At 64.4% G+C, this 20984-nt stretch carries 14 protein-coding genes; 2 read left to right on the top strand and 12 right to left on the bottom strand.

Annotated features, from left to right (window positions below):
- The 5 genes from AB8717_RS18145 to AB8717_RS18125 all read right to left on the bottom strand — a co-directional run bounded on the left by AB8717_RS18145 (position 1) and on the right by AB8717_RS18125 (position 7353).
- Positions 1 to 1101, bottom strand: a complete 1101-nt coding sequence (locus tag AB8717_RS18145) for a Rieske 2Fe-2S domain-containing protein (protein WP_443748723.1) — start codon at positions 1099 to 1101, stop codon at positions 1 to 3.
- Positions 1102 to 1229: 128 nt separating this feature from the next.
- The gene (gene hisC, locus AB8717_RS18140) at positions 1230 to 2330 is read right to left on the bottom strand and encodes a histidinol-phosphate transaminase (RefSeq protein ID WP_443748722.1); all 1101 of its coding nucleotides are present in this window, start codon (positions 2328 to 2330) and stop codon (positions 1230 to 1232) included.
- 104 nt (positions 2331 to 2434) lie between these two features.
- Positions 2435 to 3250 (bottom strand): chorismate mutase, encoded by an 816-nt coding sequence (locus AB8717_RS18135; RefSeq protein ID WP_443748721.1) that lies wholly within the window; start codon positions 3248 to 3250, stop codon positions 2435 to 2437.
- 102 nt (positions 3251 to 3352) lie between these two features.
- Positions 3353 to 4402 carry a DUF2125 domain-containing protein gene (locus AB8717_RS18130; protein WP_443748720.1) on the bottom strand — a complete coding sequence of 350 codons (1050 nt, stop codon included), beginning with the start codon at positions 4400 to 4402 and terminating at the stop codon, positions 3353 to 3355.
- Positions 4403 to 4413: 11 nt separating this feature from the next.
- Complete coding sequence (locus tag AB8717_RS18125) at positions 4414 to 7353, bottom strand: ATP-dependent DNA helicase (RefSeq protein ID WP_443748719.1); 2940 nt, start codon at positions 7351 to 7353, stop codon at positions 4414 to 4416.
- Positions 7354 to 7536: 183 nt separating this feature from the next.
- On the opposite strand from AB8717_RS18125, the gene AB8717_RS18120 reads away from it, so the two are divergent.
- Positions 7537 to 9471 carry a M1 family metallopeptidase gene (locus AB8717_RS18120; RefSeq protein ID WP_443748718.1) on the top strand — a complete coding sequence of 645 codons (1935 nt, stop codon included), beginning with the start codon at positions 7537 to 7539 and terminating at the stop codon, positions 9469 to 9471.
- Between the two features lie 51 nt (positions 9472 to 9522).
- On the opposite strand, the gene AB8717_RS18115 is transcribed toward AB8717_RS18120, so the two are convergent.
- From AB8717_RS18115 to AB8717_RS18105, 3 genes are all read right to left on the bottom strand, one after another.
- A complete protein-coding gene (locus AB8717_RS18115) occupies positions 9523 to 10560 on the bottom strand; it encodes a sugar kinase (RefSeq protein WP_443748717.1) in 1038 nt (345 codons plus the stop codon).
- Positions 10561 to 10784: 224 nt separating this feature from the next.
- Complete coding sequence (locus AB8717_RS18110) at positions 10785 to 13832, bottom strand: TonB-dependent receptor (protein ID WP_443748716.1); 3048 nt, start codon at positions 13830 to 13832, stop codon at positions 10785 to 10787.
- 288 nt (positions 13833 to 14120) lie between these two features.
- Complete coding sequence (locus AB8717_RS18105) at positions 14121 to 14960, bottom strand: 2-keto-4-pentenoate hydratase (RefSeq protein ID WP_443748715.1); 840 nt, start codon at positions 14958 to 14960, stop codon at positions 14121 to 14123.
- A gap of 234 nt (positions 14961 to 15194) precedes the next feature.
- On the opposite strand from AB8717_RS18105, the gene AB8717_RS18100 reads away from it, so the two are divergent.
- Positions 15195 to 16490, top strand: a complete 1296-nt coding sequence (locus tag AB8717_RS18100; RefSeq protein WP_443748714.1) for a glycosyltransferase family 87 protein — start codon at positions 15195 to 15197, stop codon at positions 16488 to 16490.
- A gap of 6 nt (positions 16491 to 16496) precedes the next feature.
- Here the strand turns inward: AB8717_RS18100 and kduD are convergent, their stop codons facing one another.
- From kduD to AB8717_RS18080, 4 genes are all read right to left on the bottom strand, one after another.
- Positions 16497 to 17255 (bottom strand): 2-dehydro-3-deoxy-D-gluconate 5-dehydrogenase KduD, encoded by a 759-nt coding sequence (kduD, locus tag AB8717_RS18095; protein ID WP_443748713.1) that lies wholly within the window; start codon positions 17253 to 17255, stop codon positions 16497 to 16499.
- Positions 17256 to 17276: 21 nt separating this feature from the next.
- On the bottom strand, positions 17277 to 18140 hold the full coding sequence (gene kduI / locus AB8717_RS18090; protein ID WP_443748712.1) for a 5-dehydro-4-deoxy-D-glucuronate isomerase: 864 nt from the start codon (positions 18138 to 18140) through the stop codon (positions 17277 to 17279).
- 71 nt (positions 18141 to 18211) lie between these two features.
- Positions 18212 to 19639, bottom strand: a complete 1428-nt coding sequence (gene uxaC / locus AB8717_RS18085; RefSeq protein ID WP_443748711.1) for a glucuronate isomerase — start codon at positions 19637 to 19639, stop codon at positions 18212 to 18214.
- 180 nt (positions 19640 to 19819) lie between these two features.
- On the bottom strand, positions 19820 to 20926 hold the full coding sequence (locus tag AB8717_RS18080) for a LacI family DNA-binding transcriptional regulator (RefSeq protein WP_443748710.1): 1107 nt from the start codon (positions 20924 to 20926) through the stop codon (positions 19820 to 19822).
- Positions 20927 to 20984 lie beyond the last annotated feature (58 nt).

Here is a 20984-nt window from a genome sequence, read left to right as displayed (position 1 = left end):
TTAACTTGTCCACTTCAGCGTCGCTGCCTTGACCGGATTGACGAAGGGGCGGTTTTCGGCGCGCGACGCCATCCATTCACGCTTCAGTTGCTGATACCATTTGGCCTGGGTGTCGGCGTCGTCGATCCACAAAAGCGAAGGATCGTACTTCAGGCCCTCGTTCTGCAAATTGACCATGTCGCCATCCTGCTTGAGAAACGCCTTGGCGCCATGGCGGAAGATGGGCGCGATCAGGCGGAACAGGCCGTGGTCCGACCAGAAGATCTGCGTAATGCGCGTCTTCTTCTCGTCGATCGGCGTAAGACAGGTCAGGCCCAGAACCTGTTGGGTGCAGATCTGGATATGCTCGTAGCGGATGCCCGGAAGGCGGAAGGTGATTTCGGTCGCCGGCGCACCGCCCAGGATGCGATAGGCGCGCGAATTCTTCGACGGGGCGTGGCGCACCATGGCGAAGCCGTGCTCGGCTGGGGCGAAGGCCTTCTGTTTCTCGAGCTGCTTCTTGGACGAGCGCCACCACCATTGCTGATGGACGTAGGGGCCGTGGGCGGGATCCATCAGGCCCACGACGGCGTGGTCGATATGGCTGTCGAAATCCATGGTCTCGACGATGATGGGCTTTCCTCCCACCACACCGGGCAGGGTCGGGGGCTCATGATCGGGCTCGGCCGGGCGGCGGATATCGGCGGTGATATAGATCCACACCATGCCCTGCTGTTCGCGGACGGCGTAGTTGCGGACCTTGACCTTGGACACGTCCATGGTCTGGTCGGAGGTCAGCGAGGGCACGGAAGTGCAGGTGCCGGCCGTGTCGAAGGTCCAGCCGTGATAGGGGCACTGCACGACACAGGCGCCGCCCTTGGGGTCGCGGATCATCTGTCCGGCGGACAGGGGCGCCGCGCGGTGCGGGCAGATGTCGCGGATGCCATAGGCCTTACCGTCGAGGTCGCGGCCGAGCAGGACCGGCTCGCCCAGAATGACATAGCGTTGCAGCGCGCCGGTCTTCAAATCCTGCGACAGGGCGGCGAACCACCAGCAGTCTTTCAGGAAGCCCTGGCCGAAGGCGACGCGGGCGGCGGGCGATGAAGCGCTTTGATCAGGCATAACTCGTTCCAGGCAATTCGCAGCGACATTGTGTTTGTCGCTCATCTTTATCCGAAAAGTGCGTCACACTTTTCGGGATGAGCTTTAACATAATCCGATCGGGCTGCGAATGCGACCTGTGACCGCATTTATGTGCGGGTGGCGAACCGCTTCAGTGCGTCGAGGAAGGCGCGATTTTCGTCGTCCTTGCCGATGGTCACGCGCAGGCACTGCGGCAGGCCGTAGTTCGCGACATGACGCACGATCAGGCCCTGCGACATCAGGTAGGCATTGGCGGCCTCGGCTTCGGCGGTGTCCTTGAAGTGGATCAGGACAAAGTTGCCGGCCGACTTGCGGATGAAATAGCCGAGTGCGCGGATTTCCTGCAGGAAGCGCGGGTGCCAGTTCAGCACCTGCTGGCGCGACGCTTCGATGTGGAAATGGTCGGACAGGGCGGCGATGCCGGCGAACTGTGCCGGCAGGTTGATGTTGAACGGCAGGCGGATGCGCTCGATGGCCTCGATCACGGCCTTGGGGCAATAACCGAAACCGATGCGCAGGCCGGCCAGGCCGTGGATCTTCGAGAAGGTGCGCGTGACGATGATGTTTTCGGATGCGCGCGCCATCTCGAAGGCGCTGGCCCAGGTCGGCTCGTCGACGAATTCGGCATAGGCCTCGTCGACCACCAGCAGGATGCGCGGGTCGAGGCGGGCGCGCAGCTCGGCGATCTCTTCCGGTGTGTTCCAGGTGCCGGTCGGGTTGGCCGGGTTCGACAGGTAGACGATGCGCGTGCGGTCATCGACCAGTTCGAGCAGGTTTTCGATCTCGATGCGCTGTTCAGGCTCGGGCGCCAGCTTGACCTCGGCCTGGCAGGCCAGGGCCGAGATACGGTAGGCTAGGAAACCGTGCTCGCCGGTGACGATATTGTCGCCGGCCTCGAGATAGATCTGGTTGAGCAGCAGGAAGACCTCGTCGGAGCCGTTGCCGAAGACGAGGCGATCGGCCTCGAGGCCATGATAGTCGGCGACGGCGGCGCGCAAGGGGTTGGCCAGGCCGTCGGGATAGCGGAACAGCTTTCCTTGCGCATCCACAAAGGCTTCGACGGCGTGGGCGCTGACGCCAAGCGCGTTCTCGTTGGACGACAGCTTGATGGGGTCCGCGACGCCGTCGATCTTCGACTTGCCGCCGACATAGGGCGCGATGTCGAGGATGCCGGCTTTAGGGATGGGCTTGTCGAGAAGGTTCGTCATGGTGTGGCCGTATCTTATGAAACTATTTTGCTACTCATATCCCGCCCTTAAACAAAACGCACGATAAATTCGCAAGTCTTGTCTGCCAAGGAGAGAGAGCGGGATTATATGCGCGGAGCCGCGCCGATGACGCCGCTGAGCGAGCCTAAAGCGCCCTTCAGGCGCTCGTCGTGTTCCTGCACAAAGCCGGACAGGGTGAACAGCTTCAAGCCTTGCGCGGAACAGAGCCATTCGGCGGCAAGGCCGCGATGGCTGAGCGCATCGACCAGCTTGTCTTCGCGCTCGGGGGAATCCGACACCCAGAAGGTCAGGTCGTCGCCGGTCGGCTCGGCCGCGATCGACGCCAGGGCCAGGGCGTGCGGGCGCCCGCTCGACAGTTCGGGCAGGGCGGCGATGATGCGCACGCGCGGCTCGGCCAGCAGCCGGGCCCACCAGGCGCCGCCGCGCGGATCGAGGCTGAGCACCGAGATGTGGCGCGTATCGCGGGCAGCCGTGATGGCCGCGGCCGGGTCGTTGACATAGCCGTAGGACGGGGCGAAGCCGAAGCGTTCGCGCGCCCAGACCAGCACTTCGCGCGACTGGTCGCCGGCATTGATATTGAGGTGAAGCCCGCCGTTGGCCTGGCCCTGGATGCGCAGGTTTTCCGAGATCAGCTCACGCCAAACCCGCACCACAACAGACTGCGACGCAGCTTTGCGCGGCATGGCGAGGAGCTTGCGGATCAGCATGGCCTCGCGGTCGGGACGGAGCAGGGAGGTGGGCGCGCCGTCGTGCTTGAGCGCGCCTTCTTCGCGCGCCTTCGCTTCGCCGATGGCCTTGCCGAGGGCGGCGCGTTCGTCGACGAGGCGCAGAAGTTCCGCATCGAGGGCATCGATCTGTAGGCGCAGATCGGCGAGGCCGGGCGGATTTTGCGTACTCACAATCAATTACTCCGGGGTCGAGGGCAGGACCTTATGCCTGTGGATGCTTCCCCGCAAGTCTATAATCAGGCTTAATGAGGGTCGTTACAGTATAAACAAATATCACGGTAATGTAGGTGCATTTGCAACTTTTATAGGTCCAATATAGGCCTTGCCCTTCTTGAAATCGATTGTCAGCCTGGCGGGGCCGTTATTTGCGCCCATGGCGAGGTCGAGCAGGGGTTCTGCCGCGTCCACCGTATCGCCTGACAGGACACCGGCCTGGGACAGCATGTCGATCGGGCCGGCGGCGCCGGTCAGCTCGACCTTGACCTTGCCCTGGACGTGGTTGTCGGCGTCGGCGCTCAGGCCATCGCTGGTCAGGCGCAGGGTCGTGTCGGGGCGTTTCAACTCGACGATCAGGTTCGACGCGATACCGCCCGCCTTCCAGGCTGTCAGGCCGTCGGCGAAATTGACGCCCTTGAAGGCGCTGACGTGGCCGATCGTGCCTTCGATATGGAGATCGAGAGGCGCGTTCGGGCTGACCTTGCCGGTAAAGCCGGGGGCACGCCCGCGCGCGCCCGTCCAGCGCACCAGCCAGTCGGCGCTGTCGGCATCCTTGGCATTGGGGCGCAGATAGGCCTCGGCCAGGGTCGCGGTGTCGAAGACGAACGGGTGTGTGGGATCGGACGGCGTGGCGGTGACCTCCATACCCTGCAACCGGATATCGGGCACGGCCTGGCCAAGGTGCGACACGCTGGCGCGCAGCACCTTGCCGCTCAGGGCCAGGGTGCCGAGATCGGCGCCGGCCTTGTCGTGGCCGCGATAGAGTGTCAGGCCCTTGCCGGCCACCAGCACCCACTTGTCGGGATTGTAGGCATTGGCTTCCACATCGAGTTCGGGCGCAGAAAAGCCGCGTCCGGTCGGGGCGACGATATTGACATCGCGCAGTTCGACCGCCAGCCGGTAGGGATAGCCCTTGACCGTGTAGGGGGCGGTCGACACGCGATAGCCCTGTTTGGTCAGGGCGTCGGCCTGGGTATGAAAGGCGGCTTCGACGCGGTGGGCGGCAATGAACCACCATGCGGTCCACAGGACGATCAGCACCACCACGACAGCGGTCGGGACGAACACGCCGATATGGCGGCGTTTCGGGACTTCGATTTCGGTCATGGCGTGGCTTCCTAAGCGATGTCCGGCGGATACAGGAAGCGTTCTATGGAGTCGATGGCTTCTTTGAGACTGCAGCGTTGAATCACCACGCCGGGCGGCAGGCTGGAAAACAGCCGCGTCGGCGCAGCGGAATCGAGCATGACGAAGACCCCGCGGTCGTCGGCCTTGCGGATCAGCCGCCCGAAGGCCTGGGCCAGCCGCGCCCGCGTCAGCGCGTCGTCATAGATGCGCTGGCCGAAATGCTGGCGGCGCGCCCGGTGGAGCGTGTCGGGGCGCGGCCACGGCACGCGGTCGAACGCGATCAGGCGCAGGGCCTGCCCCGGCACGTCGATGCCGTCGCGCACGGCGTCGGTGCCCAGAAGGCACGAGTGATGTTCGGCGCGGAAGACGCTGATCAGGTCCGACACATCGAGCGGATCGACATGCTGGGCGTAGAGCGACAGGCCTTCGTCGGCCAGGGGCTGGTTGATCTGGTCATAGACCAGCTTCAGACGCCGGATGGCGGTGAACAGGCCCAGCCCCCCGCCCTTGGCGGCCAGGAAAAGGGCCTGCATGGCGGCGGCGACCGAGCGGTGATCGTCGCGGCCGACGTCCGAAATGACGAACAGCCGCGCCTGATTGGCATAATCGAAGGGTGACGCGATGCGCGCCGTCTTGGCGTTCATCACCAGGTGATTGGCGCCGGTGCGCTGGCGCGCCAGCGAGAAGACGTCCTCGGTCGTTTCGTCTCGCGAACCGTCGCTGAGCGTGGCCGACGCCACCAGCACGCCGTGCGCCGGCTTGAGCACGAATTCGGCCAGCGGCAGGCTGGGGTCGACATAGTGGCGGTTCAGGCTGACATCGACGACGCGGCCGCGATGCACCTCGGCGGAAAACCAGTCGATCGTCTCGGGCTTGCCGTTGTCGTCGACGATGTCCTGGTCTTCCAGCGCCAGTTGCTGCAACAGCGACCGCCACGCCGGCAAAAGCATGCGCGCGCGCCGTTCCAGGCCGCGCAATATGCCTTCCAGGCGAACGCGTTCCGACGCTTCCAGCTCCTTGGCGCTGTCGTTGAGGATGTCCTCGACGGACCGGCACAAAGCCAGCAGGGGCGCTTCGATGCCGGCCAGCGCCTTCGAGGCCAGCTTCGCGGCGACACCGACGCTTTCGATACAGGGATGCGCCTCGCATTCGCCGCCGGCTTCGGCATCGTTCGACCGCCCGCGCACGGGCGCTTCCTCGCGGCGGATTTCGATCTGGCCGAGCGCCTCGACCAGCAGGGCTTCGATCGGGCCGATCGGATCGAGGCCCGTGCCGTTCTGCGTGCGCACGGAAATGCGTTGCGTAAAGCCATCGGCCGGCAGGACGGCGGCGGCGCGGATCAGCTCGCGCATCGCGTCCTTGGCCTGGTCGGTCCTGAGCAGGTCGCCGATGCGCGATTCCAGCCCGCGCGCGCGGCGCGACCGGCCTTCGTTGCCGCGAATCCAGCGGCGCAGTTCGAAGGCTTCCAGCCCCGACAGCCGCGTGGCGAAGGCGCTGTCGGCGGCTTCGAAGACATGGTGGCCTTCGTCGAAGATCAGGCGCGACAGGGCGGGTTGCGGTTCGACATCGCCCTGGACGTCCTCGCCGTTCATTTCGGCCGCCATCTGTTCGCGGGCCCGGTCGCGCAGGTCGTAGGCGGCCTGCGCCATGACGAGCGCATGGTTGGCGATGACCAGGCTGGCCGAACGCGCCTTGCGCACGCCGCGTTCGATAAAACAGACGCGGTAATGCGGGCAGGCGGCGTAGGTGCATTCGCCGCGCCGGTCGACCAGCGCCGACGGCGACAACGTGTTGAAAACGGCGGCGGGCGCGGTCGGCGGCAAGAGCGACGGCAGCCAGGTCGGGAAGTCGCCACTCATGATGTCGCCGTCGCGGCTATAGAGGACCCAGCGCGCGATCAGGGCCGCCATGATGACTTCGGGCCCGGTCTGCGCCGCGCCGAGCCGCTCCTGATAGTTCAAGAGGCAGAGATAGTTTTCGCGGCCCTTGCGCACCACGACCTGGGCCTGGCGTTCGGCCTCGCGGTCGAACAGGGCGCGCGTGTCGTGGAAGATCTGCTTTTGCAGCGCCTTGGTGTAGGTCGACACCCAAACCTGGCCCTGCGCCTTTTGCGCCCAGGCATGGGCGGGGGCCAGATAACCCAGCGTCTTGCCCGTGCCCGTGCCGGCCTCGGCCAGTAGCATGTTGGGCTGGTCCTTCATCCATTTCGGCGCGAAGATGTCGCGGGCCTTGAGCGCGAATTCGCGCTGCTCCGGGCGGCGTTCGCTCAAGGCCGCGCGCTTGAGGTCGGTGTCGAGCGCTGTCGTGACCTCTTCGTCGGTCAGCGACACGGCGCGCGCCTGGCCTTCCGGCGGCTGGTCTTCCCATTCTTCCAGCAACGACCAGATTTCCAGCGCCGGCGGCGGCACGTAGTCGGCCGGCATCTGGGTGCGGTCGAGCACCGCCTGCAACAGCGGTGCCCACGCCCAGCCGTTGCGTTCCATCAGCTTGATACCCGACTGCGCCACCAGCCGGAAACCGAGCGGCGCGGCTTGAAGCTCAGCGGTCAGCGTTTCGATGACGGCGATCAGCGCTCTTGCCTGGGCGGCGGCATCGACGGGCTCAGGGAAGCCGCAGGCGATGGCGACGCCGGCGGCCGAGGGGGCGCAGAATTGGGCAGGGCGGACGAAGGCGAATAGTTCCAGCACGTCGAAATGGCCGGCTTCGCGGTAGTTGCGGCCGGCGAACAGGCGGTTGCGGATCAGCGGCGCGTTGGCGACGATCAGCGGCTGATGGCCCCACAGGGCGCGCAGTTCGGGCGTGGCCACGTGACGGCTGTCCGCGCCGTCCCAAACGCACGGACGGACGGCGGAAAAGCCCAGGGCGTCCTTGGGAACATGGACGCGCCACCACGGATCTTGCGGGCGCGAAAGGGTTACGGGATCGCTCACCGTTTAACCATAGCCTGCGCCGCCTGCGCGGCCAAGGGCCATAACTGTCCTGCAAGCGGCCATCGCGGACGCGTGCGTCAATTTCACGGTTGTGTGAAGCGGACATTTCCAGTTACAGTGCAGGCCAAATCGGGTCACCGCTGCAGACGCTTATTCGCCTGTGGTTTTCGGGGGTTTCGCTGCATGCGTCACACGCCCTTGCGCGCTTTTTCGCCCCTTCGGCGGCTTGCCGTCCTCGCCATCGCGGGGCTGGGCCTTGTGGCGACCGCTTGCAACCATCGTGAGACCGCCGACACCGGGCCGCTGGCCATGGTGGCGCGCACGGTGGACGACCATTCCTATGCCCGTCCGCAGGAGGTCCGCGTCCGCAATGTCGATCTCGACCTGACCGCCGACTTCCAGGCGCGCCAGCTCAAGGGTACGGCGACGCTCAAGCTCGAATCCAAGGCCAATGCCAAGCAGGTCGTGCTCGACGTCAAGGACCTGGGCATAGAAAAAGTCACCGATCCGTCGGGCGCCCCGCTGAAATACGCGCTCGGCAAGGTCGACGCGATGATGGGGCAGCCGCTGACGGTCGAGCTGCCGCAGGGCGCCCAGACCATCGTGGTGCACTATCATACCCAAAAGGGCGGCACGGCGCTGCAATGGCTCGATCCGCAGCAGACCGCCGGCAAGCGCAAGCCTTTCCTGTTCAGCCAGGGTGAGGAGATCAACACCCGGACCTGGATTCCGACGCAGGACAGCCCGGCCATCCGCCAGACCTATTCGGCGCGCATCACCGTACCGTCGGACCTTGTGGCGGTGATGAGCGCCAAGCGCCTGACGCCGGACGGCGAGGCCGTGCCCGGCCATGCGTCGCAGCGCACCTTCCGCTTCCAGATGGACCAGCCCGTGGCGCCCTACCTGATCGCCCTGGCGATCGGCGATATCGGCTTCAAGGAAGAGGGCAAGACTACCGGCGTCTATGCCGAGAAGGCCGTGCTGGACAAGGCGGCCTATGAGTTCGCCGACATGGAGCAGATGCTCGACGCCGCCGGGAAGCTGTACGGGCCCTACAAATGGGGCCGTTACGACGTGCTGGTCCTGCCGCCGTCCTTCCCCTATGGCGGCATGGAAAACCCGACCCTGACCTTCGCCACGCCGACCGTGCTGGCCGGCGACCGCTCGCTGGTCAGCCTGGTGGCGCACGAGCTGGCGCATTCGTGGTCGGGCAACCTGGTGACCAACGCGACCTGGGAAGACTTCTGGCTCAACGAAGGCTTCACCGTCTATTTCGAGAACCGCATCATGGAGCAGGTTTACGGCAAGGACCGCGCCGACATGCTCAAGGTGCTGGGCTATAACGACCTGCTGACCGACATGAAGCAGCTCAAGGCCGACGGCCATCCGGAATTCACCGAGCTGCACCCCGATCTCAAGGGCGTCGATCCGGACGACTATTTCACCACGGTGCCGTATGAGAAGGGCGCGGCCTTCCTGCGCATGCTGGAGGCGCATTTCGGGCGCAAGAAGCTCGATGCCTATCTCAAGGGCTATTTCAGCCGCTATGCCTTCCAGAGCATGACGACCGAAGCCTTCCTGGCCGATCTGCGCCAGCACCTGCTGCACAATGACGGCGACCTGGAAAAGGACCTCAAGATTCATGACTGGATCTACGGCCAGGGCCTGCCCGACAACATGGTGGTGCCGACCTCGCCGCTGCTCGACCAGGTGACGGCGCAGATCACCGCCTTCGGTAATGGCGCCGATCCCAAGGCGCTTGAGGTCAAGGACTACGGCTATCCGCAGTGGGTCTATTTACTCAGCCACATGCCCGATACGCTGACAGTCGACCGCATGGCGGCGCTGGATGCGACCTTCGACTTCACCCACAGCCACAATTCGGAAATCGAATTCGCCTGGCTGATGCTGGCGGTGCAGCACCACTATACGCCGGCCCTTCCGGGCTTACGCGACTTCCTGACCAGCCAGGGCCGCGGCAAGTTCTGCACGCCGCTCTATCGCGCCCTGATGCAGCAGCCGGGTTGGGGACCGGACCTGGCCCACCGTATCTACAATGAGGCGCGGCCGGGCTATCACGAGCTGACACGCGCGGCGGTCGACAAGGTCATGAAATAGAAAAAGCCGGCTCATCAGAACGAGCCGGCTTTTTTGTTCCGAGGACGTCGCCTATCGCTTTACGTCGAAGCTGCCGCCAGACAGGAAATCGACCAGCTCGCCATGCGTCGCCAGGCTGATGTCGCCGGGCTGGCCGTGCTTCAGGCAGCCGCAGGCGATGCCGTAGTTCAGGGCCGCCTGGTCGTCCTCGCCCAGGATCAGCCCGTGCAGCACACCGGCCGCAAAGGCGTCGCCGCCGCCGATACGGTCGACGATGCCGGCGATGTCATAGGTTTCTGTTTCCAGCGCACGTTCACGCGTGAACATCTGGCCGGACAGGCGGTTGTGGTCGGCGCTGACCTGGCTGCGGCGCGTCGACACCATGCGCTTCAGGTGGGGGAACTGCGCGAAGGCGAAGTCGGCGGCATTGTGCTCGCGCACCGAAGTGGCGTCGGCGCCGTCGAACTTCGTGCCGAAGACCAGCTCGATATCGCGATGGCCGCCGAACATCAGGTCGGCCTCGGCCATCAGGCCGCGAATCAGCGCCGGTGCGTCGCCGCCCCAGGCCTGCCACAGGGTCGGACGGTAGTTGCAGTCGAAGGAGACGTTGACGCCCAGCTTGCGCGCCGTCTGCATGGCCTTGAGCGCCGCGGCGACGCTGTTGGGGCCGAGCGCGGCCGTGACGCCCGAGACGTGCAGCCAGCCGGCGCCCTTGAGCAGCTTCGCCCAGTTGAAGCGCGAGAAGCGCGCCGTTGCGAAGGCCGAGCCCGCGCGGTCGTAGACGATGTCGGAGCGGCGGTGGATGGCGCCTGGCGTCAGGAAATACAGGCCCATGCGGCCGGGTGTCGCGAACACGTTGCTGGTGTCGACACCCCAGCGGCGCAGCTCATTGACCGCGCCCTGGCCGAGGGCATTTTCCGGAATGACGCTGATCATCCTGGCGGCGTGGCCGAGACGCGCCAGGCCGACGGCGACATTGGCCTCGGCGCCGCCGACAAAGGGCTCGATGGGCGGCAGTTCGTCGAGCAGCCGTCCGCCCGTGGCGGTCATGCGCAGGAGAAGCTCGCCGAAGGCGACGAAGGGGGCAGACGAAGCGGAAGCATTGGGCATGGGGTAATTCTTTGCAGACTTTGCGGTCTTTGCAATCCTGGGCATGAATGACACCGGTGTTTTTAGCGGCTGAGCGGCCTCAGGTCGAGGCGCTGAAGGTGAAAAAATGGGAGCTGACAAAAAAAGCGGGCGCCGGATGAGTCCGGCGCCCGAGGCGGCCTTAAAGGCGAAAACTTTGTGCGGCACGTTTTCCGGGAACCCGTGCCGCAAGTTCAGGCGTGCGTTTAGTACTTGTAACGCGCGCCGAAGTAGTAGGTGCGGCCCGGGTGCGAATAGTCGAGCAGCAGGTTCTGACCGGTGTTGCCCTGGGGCGTGTTGTACTGGTCGTTGCGGTCGTCGTACTGGTCGGTGAGGTTCAGACCTTCGAAGACCAGGGTGAAGTTCTTGTTGAGCTTCCAGGTCGCCTGGGTATCGACGTTGGTCGTACCGTTCTTGCCCTGGAAGTCGGCGCCGGAACCCGGAAGGATGATCGATTCATATTCCGAGCGGTGCGCGACCGAGACGCGGGCCGAGAAGCGCGAGTCTTCGTAGTACAGGGTCGTGTTCCACGATTCCGGCGACAGGTTCAGCAACGGCGCGGTACGGTAGGTATAGGTGACCGTATGCGTCGTCGCGTTCGACGTCGAGGCGGTGACGTACTTGATGTTCGATTCGACATGCGTGTAGTTCACGATGCCGCCGAAGTGCTTCAGGAAGCCCGGCAGGAAGGTGAACGGCTTCTGCATCGACAGTTCGTAACCCTTCAGCGTGCCGCCCGGCGTGTTGATCGGCTGGGTGACGAGGTAGAGGGTCGAATTGTCCTGGGCCGGCGAGGTGCCGGACAGCAGGCTGCTGTCGAAGCCGAGGTCGCCGAACGGTACGTAGGTCGCGGTCGACTGGATGTAGGACTTGATGTCCTTCTGGAACAGGCTGGCCGAGAACAGGCTTTCCTTGTCCATGTACCATTCGATGCTGAGGTCGGCGGTGTTGGCCCGGACCGGGTTGAGGTACGGGTTGCCGACGCTGAGCGTCTGGCTCGACGTGGTGATCGAACCGCCCGGCGTCAGGCTTTGCAGGGTCGGACGCGCCATCGTCTTGGCCGCGGCGAAGCGGACATAGAGGTTGTTGAGCGGCTGGATCGAGACGTTCAGGGCCGGCAGGGTGTCGGTGTAGCTGCGGTTGATCGTCGTCAGCACGTTGGTCGTGCCCTTGCCGATCAGGCCGGTCGAGGTTTCGTCGGTCTTCACGATGCGAACGCCGAGGTTCCCGCGCACCGGCATGTTGAACACGTCGTGGTGGAAGTCGACCTGGACGTAGCTGCTGGTGTCCTTTTCCGTGGCGGTGCGGTTGTTGGCGCGCGACGACGAGTTGGTGTTGTCGAGCGTGAACGTGCCGTAGGCGTTCTTACAGCCGCAGGTGAAGTCCGTCGTCGACCGGATGAGGTCGAGGTTCGGCGTCAGGAAGGTGTTGCCGGCCAGGCTGATCGACTGCGAATACTTGGCGATGTCGCCGTTAAGCAGCGCGTTGATGCCGGCGGAGTAGAGGGTGCTGGCCGATTCGTCGCGGCCGGGCAGACCGGACGCGGGAACGTAGGTGACGCGGCCGTATTCCGTCGAAAGGAAGTCGTACTGCTTCTTCGAGGTGCCGGCCTTGAAGACCAGCGAGTCGTTGAGCTCGTAGATGAAGTCGATCTTCGCGGTGAAGAACTTGTTGTCGACGCTTTGCGGGCGCAGGCGGATCAGCGAGGCGTCGCCCGTCGTCGTGCTGGTCGTCAGGTTGTTCGTGCCGGGCGTCGACGTGGAGTTGGCCGGGGTGTTCGGCGAGAACGACCAGTAGCAGGCCTGGTCGACGGTACAGCCCGTCGGAGACGTGCCGTAGTTGAAGACCGGGTGGCGGCTGTCGGTGAAGTCGTACGAATAGCCCTGGACGTTGTACGAATCCCAGTCGAAGGTCGTTTGTTCCGGGTTGCCCTGGAACGAGTCGGAGGCGCCGAGCAGGACCTTCATCTTCAGCTTTTCGCCGAGGTTCTGATCCCAGCCCAGGTTGACCTGCTTGAAGGTCGTCTTAAGCGCGTCGTAGCGATGTTCGGCGCGGATATCGACATTGTCGAACGTGCCCTTGTACATCGTGCCTTCGCTGTCGATAGCGTAGTTACGAATGGTGGTCTTGGGCATCCCGGCGCCGGCGCGGCTGAACGAGATGGCTTCCAGATCGTATTCGTCGCGGTTGGCGGTGAATTCCGCGTACATCGCGTCGAGGCTGATCAGGGTGTCGGGGTTCGGACGCATCTGGAACGAACCGGTCATCCCCAGGCGGGTCTGGTCGGTGACGAAGCGCGAATAGCGCGGGATGCGGGGGTGCAGCGCACGGCTGATCGTCGCGGCGTCGCCCGTCAGCGCCGGGTTGGCGGTGTTGGTTTCCGTGGTGTTACAGGCCCCGCCCGTACCGGTACATTGCGCGATCGGGTGGAACACGTTGCTCGAGTCGTAGTAGCCGGCGAAGCGGCCGATGTTCGACGGGCTGTAGGCGTTTTCCCAACGCGTCGTGTTCGGGCCTTCTTCCTGGACCGTGTTGTGGCCGTAGGCCACCGAGAACAGGGCGCCCAGCTTGCCGTCGGCCCAACGGTTCGAGATCAGGAACGAGCCGCGGCCACCATCCGTCTTGCTCAGGTCGTTATACGACCCCTGAGCGCTGGCGGCCATGGTGAAGCCCTTGTAGTCGAAGGGACGGGCGGTCTGCAGATCGACGGTCGCGCCAAGGCTGCCTTCTTCGATTTCGGCGGACAGCGACTTGCGGATGGTGATCGAGTTGAACAGGTCCGAGGCGAAGACGTTGAAGTCGAAGCCGCGGCCGCGGTTGGCGCCGCCGGACGAGTCCTTGCCGCCGGTGGTCGCCTGGGCTTCCAGGCCGTTCAGGCGGACGCGCGAGAAATCCGAGTTCAGGCCGCGGACCGTGATCGAACGGCCTTCGCCGCCGTCGCGGTCGATGGCGACGCCCGGAATGCGCTGGATCGATTCAGCAAGGTTAAGGTCGGGAAACTGCGCGATGTCTTCGGACTTGATGACATCGACGATCATGTCTTCCTTTTTCTTCGCGCTGATCGCCGTTTGCAGCGAGCCGCGGAAGCCGGTGACGACAACGACATCGTTATCGGCAGGCTTGGCGGGCGCCGGCGCGGTCTGCGCGAAGACAGGGGCTGCGGTCAGCAGCGCGCCACACGATACACCGAGCGCCCAGAGCGCGCGGCGCCGGAATTTGGGCGCAATTGTGGTGTTGGTGGAATCGGTACTCATCTCTTTTTTTACTCCCCGTTGGCCGATTTATCGTGGTGCTATGTTCCACGGCATCGGAATTGTGTTTAAAGGTCGCCTGTAAAGGTCAATTTTTACTTACCGGATATTGTTCCAGCTGACACCGGTGTCATGACGCGCAAGGCATTTGTGACACTGAATGTGTTGGGAATTAGGCACGAAAAAAACGCAGGTGCAAGGCAATAAGACACCGGTAGCATTGGCGCGTTGCAATTAACCACATCACTGCGGTATTTTTGCCACCGGTGTCAAACCACATGGTGGTACTGGTCAGGCCAGTTCGGCGGTTTCCGTGGTGGCGGGCACCGTATTCAGGTTGAGTACGGGCGAGGCCAGCGGGCCCGAGAAGGTCACGACCGAGGATTGGCCGGGCAGGATATCGTGAATGCCGGTCGTGGCGCCCGACGAAATCAGCTGGCCGCGCTTCAGCGGACGGCCGCGCGCCGCGAGGTGTCCGGCAAGCCACGCGATGGCCTTGAGCGGGCCGCCCGGCATGGTGAACAGGCCACCGTCGCCGACGACCTTGCCGTCGATCTCGGTGCGGGCGGTGAAGGCCTTGACGGCGGCTTCGTTTAGCGACGCAACCGTCGAGTCGGAATCGAATTCGGCCAGCTTCTGACCCAGGATCAGGCCGAAATTGTTGCCGAAGTCCGACGCCACGACCGTCGGGCCCAGCGCGTTGATCGTGGCCAGCGGCGAGCCGGCCATCTCGATGCCGGCGAAGACGGCGTCGATCAGGCGCAGGGCCTCCTCTTCCGAATAGTCGGTTTTGGCCGGATCGGCGTCGTGGTCGATGCGAAAGACGAATTCCGCTTCGACGGCCGCGAAGCCGCCGATGAAGACCGGCAGGGTGACGGGAGCGGAATAGTCCTTGAAGGTCGGGGCGAAGATCGGCCCGGCCAGGCGTTCGGTATTGTGTTCGGCCTGCTTTTCCGGAGCCAGGCGGCCGATCTTCCAGCCGATGACCGGCTGGTTCCACAGAGTGATGGCGCGTTCTTGGATGGCGTAGGAGTCTTCCAGGCGCGACGGCACGTCACCGGGATAACCGTCGAGCGCACGGGCCTCGCGGCGGGCGGCTACGAAGCGTTGGGCGATGTCGTCGTGGGTCATGGTCGTCTCCCGGAATAGTCTGCGGCGCGTCCCTGCCTCGTACGGAAACCGGTGTCAAAAAGCAAGAGCGGATATGTCGGCCGTGTTACGCCGCCGGTTTCGCGTGCGCAACAGAGGGCGCAAAAACGCCTTGGTTTCGGAAAATCGGGAAACATAACGGGCTCAATTTCGCGCCGGTCGCGCGTCCATAAGACGGTCTTTGACCCATCGCCTCCGACAGCCGGGAGTTGGACCTTGGACGCACTGACCTTTCTGCAAAACCGCACACGCACGCCACAGGGCCGGGCGGTCTTCGTTCTTCTCTGCCTTATGCCGGTCGTCGGCGGCATCATCGCCAGGCTGATCGGCCACGACTGGGCCTTCATGGACATAGACGCTGTGCTGTGCGCCGCCAAGGCCGAGGCGGCCGGGCATTCGCCCTACGGTGTGCTGAAATGCAGCGGCATAGCGCCGGCGCCCTATGTCTATGCGCCGCAGATCGCCGGGCTGTTTCAGCCGCTGGTCGCCACGTTCGGCGCGCTGGGCGCGCGCCTGGTCTTCATCTTCGCGGCGCTCCTGCCGGCGACGGCCGTGCTGCTGTGGTTCGCCCTGTGGCGGGCCATGCCGGACGTTGACTGGCGCCTGCGCTGGCTGGCCTTTTCCGGCTTGACCCCAATGACCTTCTGTTGCGGCAATATCGGCATCGTCATGCACGCTGCCGTCCTGTTGAGCCTGTTGACGGGCAAGGACCGGCGCTGGCCGTTCGTATTGACCGTACTGGTATGCGTCGCGCTCAAGCCGACCTTCCTCGCCTATTTTATCGTGTTTTTGTTCGAAGACCGGCCGTGGAGGGCGCGGTTCGCGGCCTTTGCCGGCTGCGTCGCCGAGGGGCTCGGCGTCACAGGCCTGATTTTCGCCACCGCCGGTCCTCTGGGGCCTGACTGGCATGGCGCGCTGCATTCGGTGGCGCTGACGGCCCAGCCGGGCCTGGGCTGGCTGGCCCTGACCTCCTATACAGGCTTGCCGGCCGACGCCGCCGGCACGGTCGGGCTGACCCTGGGCTTCATGACGGCGATGCTGGCGTGTGGCGTCGCGGTTGCGGAATGGAGCCGGCTCGACGGCAATGGCCGCCGGGTAATGGCGCTTGGTCTGGCCCCACTGATGACGCCGCGCCTGATGGATTACGACATGATCCTGATCGTGCCGTGTGCGGCGCTGCTGATAAGCCTGACGCCACGCCTGAAGCAGCCCGTGCTGGAAAAAGGGCTGCCCTGGGTCTTTGCCGGTGTGCTGGGGCTGGGTATCGCGTGCAATATCGTGCACCTGAAACACTGGCACCGCACGCACGTCGCCATGTTCCTGTTTTGCAGCCTGATTTTGGTGATGGGCGCGCGCCTGGCTGCGATGCATCTCAAGGCGGGAAAAAGAAATGAAGAGGGCATGCTGCCGAACGGGGGAAAGGGAGATGTGCTTCCGCTCGGTAAAGCTGTACGCGCCCTCTTCAACCCGGCCACGCGACGGTCGAAGGACCGCCGGGCCGGGATTTTATAAAGGGAACTATCGGGCCAGCCAGCCGCCATCGACGGGGATGACCGCGCCGTTGACGTAATCCGACGCCGCCGCGGCCAGGAAGACGGCCGTACCGCCGAGGTCGGCGGGCAGGCCCCAGCGGGCAGCGGGGATACGGTCGAGGATGGCCTTTTCACGTGCCTCGTCGGCGCGGATCTGGGCGGTGTTGTCGGTCGCCATGTAACCGGGGGCGATGGCGTTGATATTGAGGCCCTTGTTGGCCCATTCGTTGGCCAGCAGGCGCGTGATGCCGGCGATGCCCGACTTCGACGCGGTGTAGGACGGCACGCGGATGCCGCCCTGGAAGCTGAGCATCGAGGCGATGTTGATGATCTTGCCGCGGCCCTGCGCGATCATGTGGCGGCCAGCGGCCTGGGCCATGAAGAAGGCGCCCTTGATGTTGACGTTCATGACGTCGTCCCAGTCCTTCTCGGAGAAGTCGACGGCGTCCTGGCGGCGGATCAGGCCGGCGTTGTTGACCAGGATGTCGAGGCCGCCCAGGCCGTCGACCGTTTCCTTGACGATGCGCTCGACCGGCTCGATGGTGATCAGGTTGGCGTCGATATTGAGGAAGCGGCGGCCGAGCGCCTTGACCTTCTCGCCGGTTTCGTCGGCCGGCACGATGCCGGCGGCGGCGATGTCGGCGCCGGCTTCGGCCAGGGCGAGCGCGATGCCCTGCCCAAGGCCGGTATTGGCGCCGGTGACGAGAGCGACCTTGCCGCTCAGATCGAATGCAGTGGTAGCCATTTGTTATGGTCCTTTATTGGCTTACGCGAGTTGGCAGATATCGAGGACGTTCATGTCCGTATAGTCGAGGTTCTCGCCGCCCATCGCCCAGATGAAGGCGTAGTTCGACGTGCCCGCGCCCATGTGGATCGACCACGGCGGGGAGACGACGGCTTCGTTGTTCTGCATGACGATGTGGCGCGCGGCGTCGGGCTGGCCCATGAAGTGGAAGACGCGGTCGTTTTCGCCGAGATTGAAGTAGAAATAGACTTCCGAGCGGCGGTCGTGCAGGTGCGGCGGCATGGTGTTCCACACGCTGCCCGGCGACAGGACGGTCAGGCCCAGCAGCAGCTGGCACGACTTGGCCGTGGTCGGCACGATGTACTGGTAGATGACGCGCTGGTTCGACGTCTCCAGCGAACCGCGCTCCAGCGGCACGGCCTTGTCGATCGAGATCTTGACGGTCTCATAGCGGGCGTGGGCCGGCGTCGAGGTCAGGTAGAAGAGGGCGGGGGTACCGGTGTCATTCGACGAGAACAAAACGTCCTTCGTGCCCATCGGGATGTAGAGGCCGTCCTTCTGGTCCAGGTCGTAGACGACGCCATCGACAGTCACCTTGCCGGCGCCCGCGCCGACATTGATCACGCCCAGTTCGCGGCGCTCAAGGAAGGGGTGGCCGGCAGCCGAGGCGGGCTCGGTCTGGTCGGGCAGCCTGACGGTACCGGTGGTCGGCGCAGCGCCACCGACGACGAAGCGTTCGAAATGGGTGTAGTTGAGGACGACCTGGCCCGGCTGGAACAGCCCGCTCATCAGGTACTTGTCACGCAGGTCCTGCGTGTCCGCGCCCTGCATCATGTCGGGATGCGTGGCGTGGTAGATTTTTTGGTAGAGCGAGGTTTGACACATGGTCGGTAGTCTCCGGGAGGGTCGATAGCCGTTTTGATCATTAACAATCAAAACGGCTCAAGTTCAAGCGTTTAAAGCTTATAGGCCGCTTTCGGCAGGGTGTAGGTCAGGTCCTTGATGGTGTCGGCGGCGTCTTCCAGCGCGATACGGTGCTCGGCCACCAGGCGGGCCAGGAAGGCACTGTCGACGCGGCGGGCGACGTCGTGGCGCGCCGGGATCGACAGGAAGGCGCGCGTGTCGTCGTTGAAGCCGACCGTATTGTAGAATCCGGCCGTCTCGGTGACCTGCTCGCGGAAGCGCATCATGCCCTCCGGGCTGTCGTGGAACCACCACGAGGGGCCGAGCTTGAGGATCGGATAATGGCCGGCCAGCGGCGCCAGTTCGCGCGCATAGTTGGTTTCGTCCAGCGTGAACAGGATGACCGTCAGGGTCTTTTCGTTGCCGTAGGCGTCGAGCAGCGGCTTGAGCGCATGGACGTAGTTGGTCGGCAGGGGGATGTCGCAGCCCTTGTCGCGGCCATACTTTTCGAAGACCTTGAGGTTGTGGTTGCGGAACGAACCCGGGTGGATCTGCATGGTCATGCCGTCGTCCAAGCTCATGCGCGCCATCTCGGTCAGCATCTGCGCACGGAACAGCTCGGCGTCCTCAGGCGTCACGTTCGGCTGAAGGATGCGCTTGAACAGCGCTTCGGCGTCTGCGGCCGACAGGTTGGCGGTCTGCGCCGTCGGATGGCCGTGATCGGAAGACGTCGCGCCCATGGTGGCGAAGAAGGCGCGGCGGATGCGGTGGGCGCGCAGGTAACCCTGCCAGTTATAGACGTCTTCGCCCGACAGTTCGGCGAAGACCTTCATCTTGTCGTGGAAGTCCTCGTGTTCCGGGTCGATGACCGGATCGGGGCGATAGGCGGTTACGACGCGTCCGGTCCAGCCCGACGCCTTGATCGCCTGGTGGTGTTCCAGCGTGTCGGTCGGGCTTTCGGTCGTGGCCAGCAGCTCGATGTTGAAGCGTTCGAACAGGGCGCGCGGGCGGTAGGCGTCCGACGCCAGCAACTCGCCGATGCGGTCGAAATAGTGGTCGGCGGTCGAGGCGTCGAGCTGGACGTCGAAGCCCATGATCTCGCCGAAGACGTGGCCCATCCACATCGAGGTCGGCGTGCCGCGGAACAAGTGCTGGTTCCGGGCGAAGATGCGCCAGGCCTCGCGTGCGTCGGCGCCCGACGGACCGGCCTTGGAACCGACGCCGACCGCGTCCATGTCGATGCCCTGCGAATAGAGCATGCGGTAGATGTAGTGGTCAGGGCTGAGGAACAGCGCCGTGGCGCTTTCGAACGGTTCGTTCGTGGCGAACCAGGCCGGGTCGGTATGGCCGTGAGGCGACAGGATCGGATAGTCCTTGACCGAGGCATACAGCTCGCGGGCAATCGCGCGCTGCGTCGGGTCGCTGGAGAACAGCCGATCGGGGTTCAGGGTCAAGGGCTTGCTGCCGGTAGTTTGAAGCATCGGCTCGGTCATCTCTGCTCAAGTGAAAAGGGGAGGCCGCTAGTGTGCCCGCAGACAGTCCCGGCTGCATCCCCTTTTTTATCGTTGTCGCCATAGGTAACCGGTGTCATAGCTTTTGACAACAGGTTTTTTGCGAAATTTCGGCGAAATTTGCACGAAAATGGTAATATTAATCGCAATCTAGGTCTTGGGGGCGGGGCCCGAAGAACCGCGGATCATCAGTTTCGCCTGGAAAACGATCGAGGTGTCGTCGTTCATTTCGCCGTTCATCAGGCTGTCGGCGGCGGTGCGCGCCATGTCGCGGGTCGGCAGGCGCACCGTGGTCAGCGGCGGAAAGATGCGGGTGGCGACGTCGGCGTCGTCGAAGCCGACAATGGTCAGGTCGGCCGGGATGGTCAGGCCGGCTTCGTAGGCGGCGTGATAGGCGCCGGCGGCCATCTGGTCGTTGCAGGCGATGATGGCAGTCGGACGTTGCGGCAGGGCCAGCAGCTTTTTCGCGGCCGCGATACCCGACTCGAAGCTGTAGTCGCCGGGCATGTCGAACTCCGGCGGAATGGTGATGCCATGGCGCGCCAGGCCTTCGTCGAAGCCCAGGCGGCGTTCGTGCGCCGACGGATATTGCAGGTTGCCCTGGATGAAGCCGATACGCCTGTGGCCCAGCGAGACAAGATGCTCCGCCGCCTCGGCGCAGCCTTCGCGGTCGCGCGACACGATCTGCGCGGTGCGGATCGGCGGGTCGTTGCGCTCGCCCGGACGGGCGGTGACGCGGATATAGGGGATGTCGAGATCGTCCATCAGCGCCAGCAGGCGGCGGTCGTCGGCGATGGGGGGCAAAAGGATCACGCCGGCCAGGCGCTGGACCTCGATGAACTCGCGGATATCGTCGACGAAGCTGTCGGCCAGGCGGTCGCACGGGTGCACGACCAGCTCGGTGCCAGTGCCGCGCAGGCCGTCGAGCGCGCCGGTCTGCATGTTGACGATATACTGGGCGTTGGGGTTGTCGTAGATCAGCCCGATCAGGAACGACTTGCGGAAGGCCAGGCCGCGCGCCTGGGGATCCGGACGGAAGCCGATGCGGGCGATGATGGCGTTGACCTGATCGCGGGTGTCCGGCTTGACCGATGGCGAATTGTTGATGACGCGCGACACGGTCTTCTTCGACACGCGGGCCAGGTTGGCGACGTCGTTGATCGTCGCCTTCTTGCGGCGGCGGATGAAGTCTTCGACGGCGTCGATGCCGGCTTCACGCGGAGCGGCGGCTGCAGTTGCGAGTGGGGTTCGGGCCATAGGGTAATTTCAGACTGTAACGGATGAGACTATGCGGCGAAATGCATCACGAAAACCG

The sequence above is a fragment of the Asticcacaulis solisilvae genome (assembly GCF_052327315.1).
In the GTDB taxonomy this organism is placed as follows: domain Bacteria; phylum Pseudomonadota; class Alphaproteobacteria; order Caulobacterales; family Caulobacteraceae; genus Asticcacaulis; species Asticcacaulis solisilvae_B.
Note: the sequence above shows the minus strand (reverse complement) of the source record. Positions and strands in the feature narration are given on the sequence as shown.